Source organism: Rhodococcus sp. NPDC003322 (assembly GCF_053589555.1).
Genome location: NZ_JBSFSC010000004.1, coordinates 593716 through 610618 on the forward strand (window position 1 = coordinate 593716; position 16903 = coordinate 610618).

Below are 16903 nucleotides of genomic sequence, written 5' to 3' on the forward strand. Positions count from 1 at the left end.
TCGAATCTCGTTGGTGGGCAAGCGCAGCTCCTCGTGCGGTGTCCGTTCCGATCCGGTGTCGCCGAACGCGCCCCGTGGGACGAGGTTGCTCGTAGGCTGCGCGAGGCGTTGTCGTCCGAGCGTAGAGGGTGGTCTGGCCGTGGTGGCGCATGTGGTGGGACGGGTGCTGGTGGTGTCTGCGGTCGTGGCGGTGGTGTCGGCACCTGCGTCGGCCGCTGCCGACAGCGGCCCGGAGGTGGGTGGCCTGCGTTACGACCAGACGACGTCGGTCGGAGTGCACAACACCTACGAGAAGGCGACCTACCCATATCTCGTCGATGCTCTCGATGCCGGTGCCGCGCTCATCGAGCTCGACGTGTGGACGAACGGCGGGGGGACGGGCTGGCGTGTGTCGCACCAGAATCCGTTGGCGAACGACAACAACTGCGTGGGTGGTGGATCGGTCGACGGGCGAACCGGGTCGCGGGACGGTGACCTCGGCGCCTGCCTGACCGACCTGCGCACCTGGCACGACGCGAACCCGACTCACCGCCCGGTGCTGGTGAAGATCGAGATGAAGGACGGGTTCGACACGGCACCGGTCGGGGGTTCGACGGGGTCGGGAGGTTCGGCCGGAATCGCGCGCGGGCCGGCCGAGTTCGATGTCCTCGTGCGGGAGCGACTCGGCGATGCGGTGTACACGCCTGCGGATCTGCTCGGCGATGCCGCCACCCTCGACGACGCCGTCCGCGAGCGCGGCTGGCCGGCCCGCGACGAGCTCGCGGGCCGGTTCGTGATCGACCTGATCCCGGGCACCGTGGAAGAGGTCAATCCGCTCGACGACCTGTGGACCGACCGCGAGTACGCCACGCATCTGCGTGATCTCGCCGCGTCGGGCGACCTGGCGTCCGCCGTCGCATTTCCCGCCGTGAACGGCGCCGCGCCCGGCGATCCGCGACTGCGGTACGCGGACGCCTCGCTGCGGCCCTGGTTCGTGGTGTTCGACGGGGATGCGTCGAGGTACGTCAACGGCAACATCGACACCGGGTGGTACCGGGACAACAACTATCTGCTGGTGATGACCGATGCGCACAAGGTGTCCCCGGCCATCGGCAGCCGCACACCCGATCCGGTGGCGGCGTCGGCGCGGGTCGAGGAGCTGGCGGGCCGGTCGGCGAGTGTGATCACCTCCGATTGGGCGGGGCTGCCGTCGGTGCTGTCCCGGGTCGACGTACGTCGGTGACGTTCGTGCCGGTCGGCGCACGGTGGTGGCGACGGTCGCCCCCGCAACTCGTCTGCTGCGGGGGCGGATTCGGAGCCGTCCGGGCGCCTTCTAGGTGATCGTGAAACCGCCGTCGACGGCGATGGTCTGCCCGGTCACGTAGCCGCCGGCGTCCGACGCCAGCCAGACCAGGGAGGCGGCCAGTTCCGCCGGATCGCCGGTGCGGCCCAGTGCGATTCGCGAGGCCTGGCTCTCGAGGTAGCCGGGCTGGTAGCTGTCGGTCATCTCCGACTCGAAGAACCCGGGGGCGATCGCGTTGACGCGGATGCCCTTTCGGGCGCCCCACTGCTGGGCGAGGTCGCGTGTCAGGCCGACGATCGCGGCCTTGCTGGCGCTGTAGGCCGCCTGCGGCAGCTGCGCGGTGGTCAGGCCGAGGATGCTCGCGATGTTCACGATCGAGCTGCCGGGCTGCATCACCCGGCCGCACGCCTGCGCGCACCAGTACGAGCCGTTCAGGTTGATGTCGATCACCGACCGGAACTGTTCCGGGGTCTCGCGGGTGGCCGGAACCGCGGTGCCGATGCCGGCGTTGTTGACCAGGACGTCGACCCGGCCGAATTCGGCCATCGCGGCGTCGACCATGGCCTGGCACTGTTCGGGCGAGGTGACGTCGGTGGCGACGGTCAGGGCGCGACGGCCGGTCGCGTGCACCAGATTCGCGGTGTCCTCGAGCTTCTCGGCGCGGCGGGCCGCGAGGACGACGTCGGCGCCCGCCTCGGCGCACGCTTGCGCGAAGGCGACACCCAGCCCGGAGGACGCGCCGGTGACGATGACGACCTTGTCGTCGAGACGGAACTTGTCGAGCACGGACATGTGGCTACCTTTTCCTGCCTTGGTCGCAAGCCGTCAGCTGATCACGGCTCCGCTGAGAAACATGGTCTGACCTAGGATACTACGGAGTATCATCACGGGGAGCCCTTCGAACGGGTCGAGAGCGGCCGCGTGTGAGGAGGTGAGGGTGTGAACGAGGCGAGTGCTGCGCGTGATGCGAGTTCCGCGTCGGACGACGTCACCGTCCGAATCCTCGACGCCGCCGCCGACGCATTCATGCGGGGCGGCTTCGCGAACACCACGATCGACGACATCGCGCATCGGGTCGGCGCCACCAAGGGGCTGATCTATTACCACTTCCGTTCGAAGTTCGACATCTTCCTCGGCGTCTACGAGGACGGAATGCGCCGGCTCGACGCCGTGGTCCGTCCGCTCGCGAATGGCCCCGGCACCGGCCGGGCGCGGCTCGAGGCGATGTCGAGAGCCCACGTGGTGAACCTGATGACCGATCTCGGATACCACCATGTGGTGCAGCAGGGCGTCCGCGACCAGTCCTCGACCGCGATCAAGGCCCGTCAGCGTGACGCGCTGCTCGCACTCAACGAATTGCGCCGCGACTACGAGCGGCTGTTCCACGGCGTGATCGTCGACGGCATGCGCGACGGATCCCTGCGGCAGGCCGACCCGTCACTCGCCGCCCGCACACTGCTCAGCAGCATCAACGCGGTCGACACCTGGTACCGGCCGATCGAAGGGCAGGACGAGAGCGAGATCGTCGCCCTCGCCGGTGACGTCGTCACGCTGATCATCGGTGGCATCGCCGTGCCCGAGGGCTGACGTCGCCTCGTCGGCGGTTGTTTCGCAAGGCCAATCACCTTGTCCTTCGGTACCGTTCCTCCGGTCCCACCTGCGGTGTGCGACGAGAGGACGGCCCATGCCCGACGGCCTGGAAGAGACCGACGGCCCGGAACCGCCCAGCAGCCTCGATCTGCGGGTGCTCGGTCCGGTGACCGCGCTGCGCGGCGGGGCGCCGGTCGATCTCGGCGGCGGGAGGCAGCGTGCGCTGCTCGCCGCGCTCGTGCTCGCGCATCCGCACACCGTGTCCGCCGATCGGCTTCTCGCCCAGGTGTGGCACGGTGTGGACCAGCCCAAACTCAGTTCGCTGCATGTGGCGATCTCCAAACTGCGCGACGCGCTGAGCCCGGACCGCGCTCGCCGTGCCGACGGAGTGCTAGTCCGGGACGGCACGCGATACGCACTCGCCGTGGACCGGACGTGCATCGATGTCGCCCGATTCGAGGACCTCGTTCGCGGGGCCGATAAGGCTTCCGCGACGCCGGAGATCGCGGCCGAGCGGTATCGCGAGGCGCTGTCACTGTGGCGGGGTTCGGCCTACGCGGACATTGGGGGAGCGGAGTTCGCGGCTCCCGAGGTCACCCGCCTCGCCGCGATGCACCTCGACGCGGTGAAGTCACTGCTCGGCGTGGACCTGACCCAGGGGCGGTATCAGGACGTGGCGACCCGGGCGCAGGTCCTGGTCGCCGATCACCCGCTCGACGAACGCGCCTGGGAGATCCTGGTTCTCGCGCTGTACCGGGCCGGGCGGCAGTCCGATGCACTGGCCTCACTGCGGAGGATCCGGGCGATCCTCGACGACGAACTCGGCATCGATCCGGGCATCGGTCTGCGAGACCTGGAACGGGCGGTGCTCGCGCAGGACGATTCGCTGACCCCGGCGACGGTGCCGGTCCCCGTTGCCGCGGCGCCCGCACGGGCATCGAACCTGCCCACCCCGCGCACCCGGCTGGTCGGCCGTGACCTGGACGTCGAGTCCGTGACGGCGTTGTTGTCCGCACATCAGCTCGTCACCCTCGTCGGCCCCGGCGGGGTGGGCAAGACCCGGCTCGCCGTGGAGGTGTGCGGCCGTCGCCCGGACGAGGACGGGCCGTGGCTCGTGGATCTCGGTGCGGTGACCGGCGGGTTGGTCGCGGCCGCCACCTCGTCCGCGCTCGGCCTGCCCGGAGTCGGCACCGCCGAGCATCTCGCCGGAGTGCTCGCCGGCCGCAAGACCGCGCTTATCCTCGACAACTGCGAACACGTCGTCGCCGAGGCCGCGGACCTGGCCGCGGCGCTGATCGGGCAGTGCCCCCAGGTGCAGGTGCTGGCGACCAGCCGCGAACCGCTCGACGTCGACGGGGAAGTCCTGTTCGACGTCGCCCCGCTGGACACGGACTCGGCCGTCGAACTGTTCGCCACGCGAGCGGGCGGCGTGGTCGAGGGATGGATCCTCGACGAGTCGAACGCGACTGCGGTGCACACCATCTGCCGGGAACTCGACGGCATACCCCTGGGCATCGAACTGGCCGCGGCGCAGTTGAGGGTGCTCTCCGAACAGCAGATCGCGGACGGGTTGGGGGACCGGTTCACCCTGCTGCGCAACGGGTCTCGCAGTGCCCCGCCCCGGCAGCGGAGACTCGTGGACACCATCGGCTGGAGCTACCGGCTACTCGATGACGAACAGGCGCGGGTGCTGCGGCAAGTCGCGGTGTTCGCCGACAGCTTCGACCTCGCCGGTGCCGCGGCTGTCACCGGCGCAGCCTCCGAGTTCTCCGCCGTCGAACCGCTGACGGCGCTCGTGCGTCGATCGTTGCTGAAGGTGCTGCCCGGCACCTCGCCGCGGCGCTACCGGATGCTGCAGACCATCAAACAGTTCGCCCTCGACCAGGCCGAACCCGAGGAGCACGCAGCGGCCGCGCTCGCGCACCGCGAGCATGTGCGGGCCAGGGTCGCCGCCGCGGGTGACGGACTGTACGGCACCCATTCCGTCGCGATCATGAACGAGATCGCGGCGGACGACTCCGAGCACCGGGCCGCGATGGCGTCGGCGCTGGCGGCCGGTGATCCGCACTACGCACTCGAGCTCTCGGGCGGGTTGTACTGGTTCTGGTACCGCCGTGGCCGGATCGGCGAGGGACTCGGGTTCCTGAACGCCGCCGTCGACGGGGTCGCGGCGAGTGCGGGGCCGGTCGATCGGGAGCACCTGGCCCACGCACTGACGGGCATCGCCTCGCTGACCTACCTGACCGGAGACGCGGCGGGCGCAGCGCAGGCCGCACGCCGCGCCTCGGAGTTGTGGGAAGCGGTCGGCGTCGAGGCCCATGCCGCACGCATGCAGGCATGGGAAGGCTACTTCCATTCGATGCAAGGTGACCACGACGCGGCGGTGGTCCTGTGCCGACGAGGGGTGGAGCGCACCATCGCGGCCGAGTCGACATTCGGCGAGGCCGATGCCCGCATGGTCCTCGGAATGGTGTTGCGCAACCTCGGCCACTCACAAGAGGCATGGTCGGAACTGGTGAGTGCGATCGCCTGCGGAGAACGGGTCGGCAACCGGTGGGTCGCCACGTCGTCGACCTGGGCGCTGATGAAGGCGGCGATGGACCTCGATCGCCTCGACGACGCATTGGCTGCGGCCGTGCACATGCAGGAGATGCTCGAGATCGACGGTGACGTGACCTCGTGGCTCGTCCTGGTCCACACCTCCGCCGCCGCCCTCGCGCGCCGCGGATCGACGGTCGAGGCGGTGACGCTTGCGGGCGCGGTGCACTCGCACGGCAGCCGGATCGGTTTCCTTCCGGAGTGGATGGACCCGGTCGACGGACCCAGGGAGGCGGCCACCATCCGGGGCGCGGTGAGCGCCGAGGACTACCGGCGTCACGCCGCGTCCGGGGCCGACCTGAGCCGCGACCAGGTCAACGAACTGCTGGCCGGGGCGCTGGCGAGGTGGGTTCCAAGCGGGCCGTAAGAGTTCGGTAAGTGATGCCCGGTGTCCTGATCTCGTCACCTTCCACCGAGACGAGGAATCCCATGTCCACCAGCATCAACGAATCGTCCCCCGCACTTCCCTCGATCGCGGCGGCGCTCGACGTCGCCGTCGCGGGCCCGGTCCATGCGCCCGGCAGCGGCGGCTACGACCTAGCCGTCGCCGCGTTCAACTGCGCCACCGTGCACCGGCCCGCCGCGGTCGTGGTCGCGGCGAGCGCCGCCGACGTCGCCGCCGCGGTTGGCGTCGCGGCCGAGGCGGGGCTGACCGTTGCCGTGCTGGCCACCGGGCACGGCGCCGCCGCGGTCGGTCCGGACTCGATCCTTGTCAACACCGGTCTGCTCGACTCGATCTCCGTCGACGCGCACGCCCGCACCGCGACGGTCGGCGCCGGGGTGAAGTGGCGGCAGGTGCTCGACGCCGCCTCGCCGTACGGCCTGGCCGGGCTCTGCGGATCCGCGCCGGATGTCGGGGTGGTCGGGTACACCCTCGGCGGCGGGATGGGGCCGATCGGACGCACCTACGGTTTCGCCGCCGACCACGTCCTCGAGATCGAGGTGGTCACCGCGGACGGCCGGTTGCGCCGCGTCGACGCGAACACCGATCCCGAACTGTTCTTCGCGCTCCGCGGCGGAGGTGCGGCATTCGGCATCGTCACCCAGATCACGTTCCGGCTCTTCGAGATCCAGACGCTGCTCGCCGGCGGCCTGTTCTTCGACATCGCGGACGCGGCCCGGGTGCTGCACGGCTGGAGGGAGTGGGTCCACACCATCCCGGAGACGGTGGGCTCGTCCGTCGCGGTGCTGAACCTCCCGCCCCTGCCGGACCTGCCCGAGCCGCTGCGCGGCCGGTCGGTGGTCCATGTGCGGTTCGCGCACGTCAGCGACACCGAGGACGGGGAGCCGTGGATCGCCGCGCTCCGGGCCCTTGGCACGCCGATCATCGACACCGTCACCGAGATCATGTACGCCGACGTGGGGGCGATCCACGCCGATCCGACGGAGCCGATGCCGGCCGCGGAGCGGGGCGCCCTGTTCCGTGAGCTGCCCGCGGAGGCGATCGACGAGTTCCTCGCCACCGTCGGGCCGGAGGGTGGGCTGCCGTTGGCGATGGCCGAGATTCGTGCGATGGGAGGGGCGTTGGCGCGGCCCGCCGGGGTACCGAACGCGGTCGCCGGGCGGGCCGCCGCCTTCAGCCTGTTCACGATCGGTGCGCTGGCTCCGGAGATCGCGGACGTGGTTCCCGCGGCCTTGGATTCGGTGCTCGACCGGATGCAGCCCTGGGTAACCGGAGGGTCGCTGGTGAACTTCGCCGGTTCGGTGACCGGGGCGCCCGCCGAGCGGGTGCGGGCGGCGTTCGGGGAGGACATCCACCCGAGGCTGACGCAGATCCGTCGGCGCGTCGACCCGGTCGGATTGTTTGCGCCCGCGGCCCGGTGGTGACGGGCGTGAAAGAGAGCGAGACTTGGGGGTGCGCGCGCCCTCGCGGCGTGCGATAGTGTGACGCGTCACCGCGCGGTGACACACCCCTCACACAATACGTAGGAGTTGCAATGGGCAGCGTTCAGGAGATCTTCGCTTCGATCGCCGACATCCTCGGTGGCCTCGGCCTCGGTTCCAGCGACGCGACGGCGCCGACCGCGGAGTAATTCCCGGACCCCACGCGACCCCCGCTGCTCCCGGTGAGCGGCGGGGGTCGCGTCATGTCAGGGGTGCGTCGGGTGGTTGCGGTGCACGCCGGGACCGTCAGCCCACGTCGACGACGGCGAGTACGGCATCTGCGAGAGCGCGTTCCCCGGCCGCGTTCGGGTGCACCGGAACGGGTTGCACCGCACCGATCATCGGCTCCACCCAGCGCTGCTGCTCGGACTGGCAGCCGTCCCGGCCCGTCGACGACTCCGACACGTCGACGAAGGTCGTGCCCGTCTCGGCCGCGGCCCGCGCGACCACGTCGTTGAGGACCGTTTGCAGCTCGTACAGGTAGGGGACGTCGCCGGGTGCGAGCGGCATCGAGGGTGCGCACCCATCGGTCGGGGGCAGCAGGTGCGGGTAGTCGACGATCGCGACCTCCGCATGCGGGGCGCGGGCGTGCACGTCACGCAGCACCTGCACCAGTGCCGGATAGGTCTGCGTCCGTACCGGTTCGGCAATGCTGTCGCCGTACTGCTCCTGGCACGGATTCCATGCACCCGGCCGGGACAGGCCCGCGCCGATGCACTTGGCCATGGCACCGGAGAAGGTGTCGTTGTTGTTGCCGCCGATCGTCATCGTCACCAGGTCCGTCGACGGGGACAGCGCGTCCAGCTGCGGACGCAGACCCGGGTACTGCGGGCTGTAGAAGTCCTCGGTCTTGGCGCCGCCGCAGCTGACGTCGGTGAGCTGGTAGCCGCGTTCGGCGGCCACGAGGTGCGCGAAGTTCCGCTCGGACTGCGCGCACGCCAGCGGAGTGCCCGGCACGATCGGGAACACGCCGGACCCGGCGCTGAAACTGTCACCGAGATTGACGTGCTCGATCGCCTCACCCGGCGCCGGGGCGGCTGCCGCCGTGGCGGGTGCGGTCAGGGACACCGCGGCGAGAATGCCCGCGGCCACGAGATGACGTCTGGAAAACCTGTCCACCACTGAGAGACTCCTGTCGACGTTCGCGAAACGGCCCGGAAGATACGGCTCGGAAGGGTGAGCCGGATTCGCGGCGACCCCGACGGCGGCAGGAGTGATCGACCCCCGCGACCCGACAGCAATCTAGACGACCGCCGAGCCGCGGACCGGGAAACCGGACCGATTGCCCGGGTGCGGCCCACCCGCGCTCGCTGCGCGGGCGACCGGTGCCGGGGGGCGTCGGCTCAGGCCAGGCAGATCGGGAAGATGATGTTCGGCCCGAAGACCGGAATGAGTCCCGTCCCTGCGCACGCCAGGAGGGCGCCGAGCGGATCCGTCTTCTGGCCGATCAGGACGACGGGGTGGACCGGATCGGGAGTGATCGGCACCGCCGCGGCCCCGGCGATACAGGGGCCGATCAGGAGCAGGGGAGTGACGACGGCGACGACTGCCGCGCGGAGGGCTGTTGCGTTCATGGCGGACTTCTTCGATGGTGCCGGTGCTGTATGTCCACCTTGCGCCCTTGCCCGAGTGCGGCACAACCCACGGCTCCCCGGGCGCCCGCGGAGGGCGCGTCGACGTCGGTCCTCGCCATCGGATGCCTCGTGAGACCTCGTCGCCAACGCATACGGGTTCGGGTTCGCGCCCTTGCTCTCCGGTGTGAAGTGACAGGTGCGCAACGTGTTCCGCTGAAATAGTGCCGCCGATCGAACGCGCCCGCGTTGCGCACCAGGAATGGCGGTGCCGGATGCGACGATGGTCGGCGTGATCATCGAGCACGCACTGTTGAGTGTTCGCGTCGGGCACGAATCGGAGTTCGAACTGGCTTTTGCGGAAGCGAAGTCGATCATTTCCGCGATGCCCGGCTTCGAGCAGCTGACATTGTCCCGATGCATCGAGCGACCGGGAACATATCTGCTTCTCGTCCAGTGGGCGAGGTTGGCGGACCATACCGAGGGCTTCCGTGGGTCGCCGCAGTACGAGCAGTGGCGTCGACTGCTCCATCACTTCTACGAACCGTTCCCAGTGGTTGAGCACTACGAACCGGTGCTCGGCGCGCCGTGAGCTCGTTGGATCGGGGTGCGGATTCTGCGCATCCGCCCGCTTCCCTCGGTGACGCGATCCCCCTGCGTCGCTTGGCGGCCCAGCTCGGTTCCTGATCTCAAATCCTTGTGGGCAGGGCGTACCCTCATGCGTCATGCAGGTACAGATGATCTTCACGACGACGCCGGATGTTTCCGGCGCCGTAGTCGTGGACTGATCGTCCCAAGACATTTCGAGGCCCCGGAGCAGACTCCGGGGCCTTCTCCATTCCCGATGTCTGTTCCGGTACGAACAGACAGGAGAAGGCACTGATGGTCACCGACCACCGCGATCTCAACCGTGACATGGACATCTTCGCCACCGATCCGCTTGCCGGGTCCGGGCTTCCGATGTGGCTCCCCGCCGGAGCGGTTGTCCGCGACGAGTTGCAGCGGCTTGCCAAGGAGCTGGCATCCGCCGACGGCTGTCTGGGGGTGTACTCCCCGGTCCTTGGGAAACGGACGCTGTTCGAGCGCTCCGGACACCTGAGCAAGTTCAGCCAGGACATGTTTCCTGCCATGCGCATCGGCGATGACGAAGTGATGCTTCGGCCGGCGAACTGCCCCCATCATGCCCTCATCTACGCCTCGGCGAAGCGTTCGTATCGGGAGCTGCCACTGCGATTGAACGAGCTGGCCTCCATGTTCCGAGCCGAGCGATCCGGGGTGGTTTCCGGTTTGAGTCGAGTCCGACAAATCAATCTCGACGACACCCACGTCTTCTGCCGACCTGACCAGGTCCTTGGCGAGGCCGCGTTGGGGCTTCGGGCCGCGTTGCGGGCTCAGAACAACCTGGGGCTACCCGTCGACCACGTCAGGCTCTCGCTGTGCGACGGTTCCGCCAGCTGGCTCGGAACCGATGCGCAGTGGGAACAAGCCCAGGATCACCTTCGTGCCGCCGGGCGGGATGTCCTCGGCGAGCACGGTCTGGAACTGGTCGAAGCCCCGGGAGAAGCTGCCTTTTACGGCCCCAAGCTGGACGTGCAGGTGCGCGACGGCCGCGGCCACGAGGAAACGATCGCAACCGTACAACTCGATTTCAATCAGCCTGAGCGATTCGACCTCACCTATGTCGGCGCCGACGGCGCCGAGCATCGACCGGTCATGATCCATCGAGGGACGGTCGGGTCGATGGAGCGGGTCACGGCAGCGCTGCTCGAGCACTACGGAGGGCGGGTGCCGTTCTGGCTCGCCCCCATCCATCTGACCGTGCTGCCTGTCAGTGCCGACCAGGACGACGCTGCGCGCACATTCGCCGACGAAGCCCGCCGCCGTGGCCTTCGCAGCCGGGTTGACCACGACGGGTCACTCGGTGCGCGCATTCGGAATGCGCGCACGTCTCGCGATCACCTTGTCGCGGTGGTCGGTCCAACCGAGATTGCCCAGAACACCGTTTAGATCACCGACATCGCAGGCGGTGTCCGAACCCGGATCGCCCAGTCCCATCTGCTGGAGCTGATGAATGATGCATACCGCAATCGACGGAGAACCCTCGAGTGGACTCCGAGTGACACCACGGAGTTGTGAGTCGGTCCTCCGTCCTTTCCTCCACGCTTACAGACCTCCCTCGGCCTCGACCCGTGGTGGGGTCGTGGCAGAGGGAGGTGCTGTTCGATTGAAGACCTTGGGCGTCATCTGGTGAAGATGAGTTCTCTGCGGTTATGGGCGGGCACGGGTCTTCGCTGCGGGTCCATCCAACGCGGAGGCCGGAACCGCGGGTGATTGTCGTCTCCGATGAAGACTTCCCATTCGCCCTTGTGGATGAGGCGGTGATGAAATCTGCAGAGCAGGAACAGGTTCGACAGTTTTGTCGGTCCGCCGTTCGATCAGTGGTGAATATGGTGGCCGTCGGTCCAGGCGGCGGGGCGGCCGCAGCCTGGGAAAGTGCAGCCGCAGTCGCGGGCGTCGAGGGCGCGGCGGATGCGGCGGGGGATGGTGCGGGCAGTGGTGCCGACGTCGAGAGGGCTGCCGTCGTCGTCCATGGCAATCGGGGTTACTGAAGCGTCGCAGGACAGCATGGCAGCGTGGCGGATGCTGATCGGTCCGAGCCACGGCATCCAAGCAGGGCCGCGCCGGATGTACGACCGCTTGGGGTCGACGGCGTTTATGACGGCTTGCGCGAGAGGGCAGGTGTCGGATCCGCAGGTTCCGTTGCAGTCGCCTGTGCTGCACTGGTTTTCGTCGCGTTCGTGGTCGGCCGATTGGGCTTCGTTCGTGCCGCGGGTGCTCGTGTCGGTGTCGGTGTCGGTGTCGGTGCTGGTGGTCGGGGTTCCCGCACCCGTGGTGGTGCGGGTGGCGTTGGCGAGGTCGCCACGGCCGACGAAGACGGTCATGTGGGGTTTCTCGCCGCCCTCGCCGGGTGCGTCGCCGGAGTCGAGGTAGTGGCGGACGATGTCGGCGAACGCATCGGCACGGCGTTGCGGTGCTGTGCGTGGGTCGGGGTCGGGTTCGCCGTGGGTGTTGTTGCGTCCGGATTGCGGCTTGGACAGTGCGGACAGGGCGGTGAGGAGTTGCTCGCCGGTGGTCTTGTCGAAGTGGCCTTTGACTCGAACCCTGCCGCCGGCGGTGGGGGAGGCGAAGAACTCGTTGAGTTCGGTGTTCTCGTCGTCGGAGGGCGGCCCGTCGTTGTCCTTTTCGAGCATGGTCTTGAGTGCTGCGGCGCGGTTGGCGGTGTCAGCGGAGTGTTCGTGTTCGGCGGCGGCGACGAGATAGTCGGTGCACTGTTGGGTGCATGCGGCGACCGGGTCGATCGCCTCGCCGTCGACGACGGGGTCGACGTCGGAGATCAGGTCCGGGATCTGATCGAGCAGATTCGTGATCGCACGCTCCTGATCGACATCCACGGTCCCGGCTGTGAAGGCGTCCGCGACGTCGGGCCGGTTCCGGAGGCTGCGCCCGGCGGTGATGATCTTCTTCGCCTGCCCGGGCGTGAGCTTGCAGGTGCCGGACAGCCACGCCTGCGTCGACGACGCCCCGATCGTCTGGGCGACGCAGCGTTCGTCGATCTCGTGGACCAGGCGCACCCGCAGGGCGTCGAGTTGCCGCATCCACGCCGCCAGTTCCGGCACCGCAGCCAGCAGGGTCTTCTCGTCGAGACGCCACGCCTCCACCCCGTGGGGTGCGGTGAGCATCTCGTCGAGCTTCATGACCCGACGATACTCGAACAAGTATTCGAACTCAATGGGTTCTATTGCTGCTCAACAATATCGAGATCGAATCGAAGGTGGTGACGGTCTGTGCGGTCGGATCCGTGTGGGCACGCCCGGCAGGCAGGAGTGCGGACATCTGCACGAGCCGGCGTTGCCCGCGATGAACGCCCAGGTCATACATGGTTCTCCCGCCGACCGCGAAGCCGGTGCTCGGAATCCTCTGCGTCTCCCCGAATGTCGCGGTCGGAAGAGTCGACTTCGGAGGCGGCACCGTGATTACACCGTCGGCAGCGATCGTGGCGGTGGCCGGCGCGGATGGTGTCTCGGTGTCGCCGCTACACGCGGACAACGCGCCAGCAGTGACGGCAACGAACATCACAGCAACGTGGACTCGCGGACTCCTCATCTACCTGGCCCTTCGTGTGGGATGGTGGAGGTACTGGAGTCGTCACTGCCGCATCCCGCGGCAAGCAGGAGCGCCGCGACTGCGGCGGCAGTGGTGGCGGAGAGTCTGCGGATCGTCATGGAGCGTAGTTCCTTTCATCGCCGCTGACCTGGTTGGAGCAGGGGCTCCGGGTACGAACCATCCGCGATGCGTGCGGCACTATCGCCGGGGCGGGCCGCAGGCGGTACCGGGATCGGCCCTGCTCGTTGGCTGTAACCGCGGTCCAGGCATCGTGGTGGCGACGGTCATGGCGCCTCCGTCTCCTCGCAGCTGTCGAACCATTCGATGTGCCGTTCGCATAGTTCGTGACGGTCACCGGCTGTGGGTGAATCGGTGCCCCCGTAGCAACGCCCGATCCCATTGGACACCAATCGGGCAATTGTGGTGCGGCGTGTCGTCAGATTCCGGCACAACCCCGCACCTAGCGTGACTGAACGTGACGGCCAACCGAAAAGGGGTGTGATGCAATGGGAACGAAACGGATCACCGCGGGTATCGGCGCCCTACTGCTCGCTACCGGAATTGCGGGAACCGGAGCCGGCACAGCCTCTGCCGATCCACGCACGGACGCCGGTAGCGCCAGCTACCTGGCACTTTTCAACGCAGGAGTACCCGTCTACGAGGTGATCTCGGTTGACCACTTCCCCGTCAATGGCCGTATCCCGGCCGGGTCGACCGGGGCGGACAACGGCAACTACCTGCACCTGGTGCGGGTGCCGAATGCCGCGGCCGGGCAGCCGTGGACGGTGAAGTACGCGATCGCCGGAAAGTGGCTGCCGGACGAGTTCTGGCTGCCGACGGACCTCTCCGGTAACCGGCTGCCGCAGCCGGTTACAAACCCGCACCCGCACCCGTACGGGTATGGCACCGTGTTCGACGTGGTCGGCCCGCTGGTGATTCAGATCGGCCCTGTGGCGATTCCGGGTGTGCCCGGCTCCTTCGCGGGCGCAGTCGCGCTCTGACGAAGCCGCAGGATCTCACGCCCGCTTCTCCCGGCAGGCAGGTGTCACCGACATAACCGTCCCGTGGTTGGCGGTGTCGGGGCCGTCTGCGAGACTGTGCGGCTCCGCACCTGCGGGAGCAGAAACGAGTGTCCGACGTTGAACACCACCGATCCCACGTGGATCACCCACCAGGAAGCACTCCGACAGGGCCAGGCCGAGCTCTGGCAGGTATTGCCCACTGATGACGTTGCGCACGCACGCGCGCATCCCGACGTGATCCACGCACTCCGCGTCGCGGCTGCCGCGCAGGCGGAGGCGGAGGACGCCGTCACCGCGGCCGTCGTCGCCGCACGCCGCGCCGGTGTCTCCTGGGCGGCGTGCGGCGCAGCGCTTGGGATGCCGGCCGGTCATCTCGAGGCACTGTTCGACGAGGACATGCCCGACCCGGCTCTGCCTGGACAGGACGCGGCCCTCGCCCGTCTCGTCGCAGACCAGCGGTAACCCCCGTTCGGTGGGGTGTTCCCAAGCCCCCAACGATCCGGGCAGGCGTTCATCGGCTGCGGGACGTTGGGACGTTGAACAGTGTCGCCGATTTCCGGGCCGAGCTGGCCGGAAACGGCCCAACGGGCGCGGGTCGACAGGTGCGTGAGGTTGAGTGGACAGGTGTGCAAACCGCCATCGAAGAAGCCGGCAAGCTCGGCGAGTTCACCCGCGACGCCCTGGTCATCTACGCCGTGCGGCTGGGACGGCTGCAGACCCGTCCGCGGCCTGATGTGGAGGAGGAACCCATGACCAACACCTACAACGCCGAAGTCACCCGAGACGGGAAGTGGTGGATGGTCGCGATCCCCGAGATCGACGGCCTCACCCAGGCCCGCAGCCTCTCCGAGGCCGAGCTCATGGCGCGCCAATACATCGCCGTCACCCTCGGGCTTCGCCTCGACGACGTAGCGGTGAACCTCATATGAACAGCGACGAGACCATCAGCCCCGAGCTTCAGCAGCGGATCGACCGCGCCACCCTCAACGCCGAACGGGAGTACGAGCAGGGACCCGCCGACGAGATCACGGCGGTCAAGTACGAGCTGCTGTACGCGATCGACCGGAAGATCGACGAGGAGGGTTGGACCGAGGAGCGGTGCCGCACGTACATGGAGCTGCCCGAGGCACGCCTGTCGGACTTGCGGTACATGCGGACCGCGCGGTTCACCGTGGAGGACCTGATCGAGATCGCGTTCCGCATCGACGTGCGCCTCGAGATCGCCGCCACCCACCCTCCGAAGCGGCTGCGGGAGCATCCGCGGGACATGTTCCTCAAGGTCGAGCCCGGCGAGGACGGGTGGGCGGTGCAGGTTCCGGAGATCGGCTGGACCGGCCGCGTGGACGACAAGTCGGAGGCCCGGTCGGCGGCACTCACCGCGATCCGGGAGATCACGGGATTGGAGTCGGTGCGCCTGTGGGAGCGGGCACCCAGGACCACGACGGAGCAGTAGATTCTGGTCCACTGATCCGGTACGTGCAGGTCAATGGGCCGGCGTATTCGTAGCTTCCTCCCGCCGAGGGCCGCTGGTCAGTTGCAGTCCAGGAGGAGTGCATAGTTGTTGTTCGCGATGTCAATTCCCGGAATGCTGGCCTTCTCGCTGGTCTTCACCACTCCCACTTCAACCTTGCCATCAACGAGCTGATCACACTGGGCCACAACGGACCAGTTGGCCCTATCGAAGATTCCCCGCCCACCGTTCGTCTTGGCTACCCCTGGAACCCCTAGGTCACCGGCTATGTCGCGTGCTTCGAACTTCAGATCGCCGTTCTTCGACTCGGCAAAGGCGAGCGGCAGGGACAGGACTGTCGGCGCTTTGGCCGGTGCCGGCAACTCCACCGCCTCGGTCGTCGCCGGCGCCGTCACCTCCTGGGTCATCTGGTGATGTGTCGTTGGCGCAAGGATCGGTTCGGGGGCGTCGGCCGTGGTCGTGGAGGGTGCCGCAACGGTGGCGGTCGATTCGTCATCATCGGATGCTCCACCGATCAGTCCCAGGACGACGAAGACCGCGATCGCCGCACCTACCCCAATCGCGACCTTCTTCTTCGTGCTCATGGGGGCAGGGGTGGGGAGCGTCGAGTCTGGTTCCGGGGGGTTTTCGTCGGCAGCGAGGTCAGCATCCTGGAACCTGTCGGTCCATTTCTGTCCATCCCACCAGCGTTGCTGCCCTGATCCCGCAGGGTCGGGATGCCAGCCTGGTGGTGGAGGTGTAGGAGTGTCCATCGGTGTCTCCTTCCTCGGCAATGGTCACAGACGACTGGTACGGCCGCGACTTGGCTGGCTGTGTGAGGCCATGACGCCGGTGTCACCAACGTCATGACCCGCAACATCTAGATCGGTCCATTCGGGCCTGTCACTCGGCTGCTGTACGGCGCGGCCGGATTGACCGGTCCACCACGTCTTCCTACGGCTTCGCCGGAGCATCCGCTGTCAGTAGGCCCATCCGTGCTGCCTGGGCCTTCGATGTCAAGATGTCGCGCGCAGTCTCCATTTTGTCCCGATCTTCGAGAATCGGAGTGAAGTCAATGTGCCCATGATGGTCCGGAATCTTTCGCGTCATGGAGTCATCCCATGCAGCCAATGGCTGTGCACCATCCTCCATAGTGGTTTGCTCCACCTCGTCGACTGTCAGCGCGAGCACTCCCACTGGGGGCTTATTGGGCTTTCCGTCGGCTTCGCAACGCTTGAGAATCTGCGTCCGCACGCTCGGCATACGCCGACTCGGCGGTTATTGCTTGCTCGCGCGAAATCGATAAGTAACCGTGGTCGTTAGGAATGGGCCTGAATGCCTG

16 protein-coding genes and 1 pseudogene are annotated in these 16903 nt (G+C 67.9%); 10 read left to right on the forward strand and 7 right to left on the reverse strand.

Translation table 11 applies throughout. The features are described from left to right. Positions 1-139 precede the first annotated feature (139 nt). The gene (locus tag ACWDUM_RS19090) at positions 140-1222 is read left to right on the forward strand and encodes a phosphatidylinositol-specific phospholipase C domain-containing protein (RefSeq protein ID WP_450135135.1); all 1083 of its coding nucleotides are present in this window, start codon (positions 140-142) and stop codon (positions 1220-1222) included. 90 nt (positions 1223-1312) lie between these two features. Here the strand turns inward: ACWDUM_RS19090 and ACWDUM_RS19095 are convergent, their stop codons facing one another. Next, complete coding sequence (locus ACWDUM_RS19095; RefSeq protein WP_450135136.1) at positions 1313-2074, reverse strand: SDR family NAD(P)-dependent oxidoreductase; 762 nt, start codon at positions 2072-2074, stop codon at positions 1313-1315. A gap of 147 nt (positions 2075-2221) precedes the next feature. Between ACWDUM_RS19095 and ACWDUM_RS19100 the strand changes: the two genes are divergently transcribed. From ACWDUM_RS19100 to ACWDUM_RS19110, 3 genes are all read left to right on the forward strand, one after another. Continuing rightward, a complete protein-coding gene (locus ACWDUM_RS19100) occupies positions 2222-2869 on the forward strand; it encodes a TetR/AcrR family transcriptional regulator (protein WP_450135137.1) in 648 nt (215 codons plus the stop codon). 97 nt (positions 2870-2966) lie between these two features. Continuing rightward, a complete protein-coding gene (locus ACWDUM_RS19105) occupies positions 2967-5837 on the forward strand; it encodes a BTAD domain-containing putative transcriptional regulator (RefSeq protein WP_450135138.1) in 2871 nt (956 codons plus the stop codon). Positions 5838-5899: 62 nt separating this feature from the next. Continuing rightward, positions 5900-7297, forward strand: a complete 1398-nt coding sequence (locus ACWDUM_RS19110) for an FAD-binding oxidoreductase (RefSeq protein WP_450135139.1) — start codon at positions 5900-5902, stop codon at positions 7295-7297. Between the two features lie 303 nt (positions 7298-7600). On the opposite strand, the gene ACWDUM_RS19115 is transcribed toward ACWDUM_RS19110, so the two are convergent. Together ACWDUM_RS19115 and ACWDUM_RS19120 are read right to left on the reverse strand one after the other, a co-directional pair. After that, on the reverse strand, positions 7601-8446 hold the full coding sequence (locus ACWDUM_RS19115) for an SGNH/GDSL hydrolase family protein (protein WP_450135140.1): 846 nt from the start codon (positions 8444-8446) through the stop codon (positions 7601-7603). Between the two features lie 251 nt (positions 8447-8697). Further along, entirely contained in the window at positions 8698-8928 is a 231-nt protein-coding gene (locus ACWDUM_RS19120) for a hypothetical protein (RefSeq protein ID WP_450115499.1), read from the reverse strand. Between the two features lie 280 nt (positions 8929-9208). Here ACWDUM_RS19120 and ACWDUM_RS19125 point away from each other — a divergent pair, with 280 nt between their 5' ends. Both ACWDUM_RS19125 and thrS read left to right on the forward strand, forming a co-directional pair. Next, the gene (locus ACWDUM_RS19125) at positions 9209-9517 is read left to right on the forward strand and encodes an antibiotic biosynthesis monooxygenase family protein (RefSeq protein ID WP_450135141.1); all 309 of its coding nucleotides are present in this window, start codon (positions 9209-9211) and stop codon (positions 9515-9517) included. Positions 9518-9762: 245 nt separating this feature from the next. Then, entirely contained in the window at positions 9763-10932 is a 1170-nt protein-coding gene (thrS, locus tag ACWDUM_RS19130; protein ID WP_450135220.1) for a threonine--tRNA ligase, read from the forward strand. 428 nt (positions 10933-11360) lie between these two features. Here the strand turns inward: thrS and ACWDUM_RS19135 are convergent, their stop codons facing one another. Both ACWDUM_RS19135 and ACWDUM_RS19140 read right to left on the reverse strand, forming a co-directional pair. Next, on the reverse strand, positions 11361-12680 hold the full coding sequence (locus tag ACWDUM_RS19135; protein ID WP_450135142.1) for a DUF222 domain-containing protein: 1320 nt from the start codon (positions 12678-12680) through the stop codon (positions 11361-11363). A 31-nt stretch (positions 12681-12711) separates the two neighbouring features. Further along, positions 12712-13059, reverse strand: a complete 348-nt coding sequence (locus ACWDUM_RS19140; RefSeq protein WP_450135143.1) for a hypothetical protein — start codon at positions 13057-13059, stop codon at positions 12712-12714. Between the two features lie 536 nt (positions 13060-13595). Between ACWDUM_RS19140 and ACWDUM_RS19145 the strand changes: the two genes are divergently transcribed. The 4 genes from ACWDUM_RS19145 (at position 13596) to ACWDUM_RS19160 (ending at position 15564) form a co-directional block, all read left to right on the forward strand. Beyond that, positions 13596-14090 (forward strand): hypothetical protein, encoded by a 495-nt coding sequence (locus ACWDUM_RS19145; protein WP_450135144.1) that lies wholly within the window; start codon positions 13596-13598, stop codon positions 14088-14090. A gap of 138 nt (positions 14091-14228) precedes the next feature. Next, the gene (locus tag ACWDUM_RS19150; RefSeq protein WP_450135145.1) at positions 14229-14573 is read left to right on the forward strand and encodes a hypothetical protein; all 345 of its coding nucleotides are present in this window, start codon (positions 14229-14231) and stop codon (positions 14571-14573) included. 74 nt (positions 14574-14647) lie between these two features. After that, entirely contained in the window at positions 14648-15040 is a 393-nt protein-coding gene (locus ACWDUM_RS19155) for a hypothetical protein (protein ID WP_450135146.1), read from the forward strand. Further along, positions 15037-15564 carry an XRE family transcriptional regulator gene (locus ACWDUM_RS19160; protein WP_450135147.1) on the forward strand — a complete coding sequence of 176 codons (528 nt, stop codon included), beginning with the start codon at positions 15037-15039 and terminating at the stop codon, positions 15562-15564. The genes ACWDUM_RS19155 and ACWDUM_RS19160 overlap by 4 nt, the downstream gene beginning before the upstream one ends. Before the next feature lie 77 nt (positions 15565-15641). Here ACWDUM_RS19160 and ACWDUM_RS19165 read toward each other — a convergent pair whose 3' ends face one another. Then, positions 15642-16166: a hypothetical protein gene (locus tag ACWDUM_RS19165; RefSeq protein ID WP_450135226.1), complete on the reverse strand. Its 525-nt coding sequence runs from the start codon at positions 16164-16166 to the stop codon at positions 15642-15644. A 63-nt stretch (positions 16167-16229) separates the two neighbouring features. After that, a pseudogene (locus tag ACWDUM_RS19170) lies at positions 16230-16334 on the reverse strand (DUF2510 domain-containing protein); the annotation flags it as partial. Positions 16335-16903 lie beyond the last annotated feature (569 nt).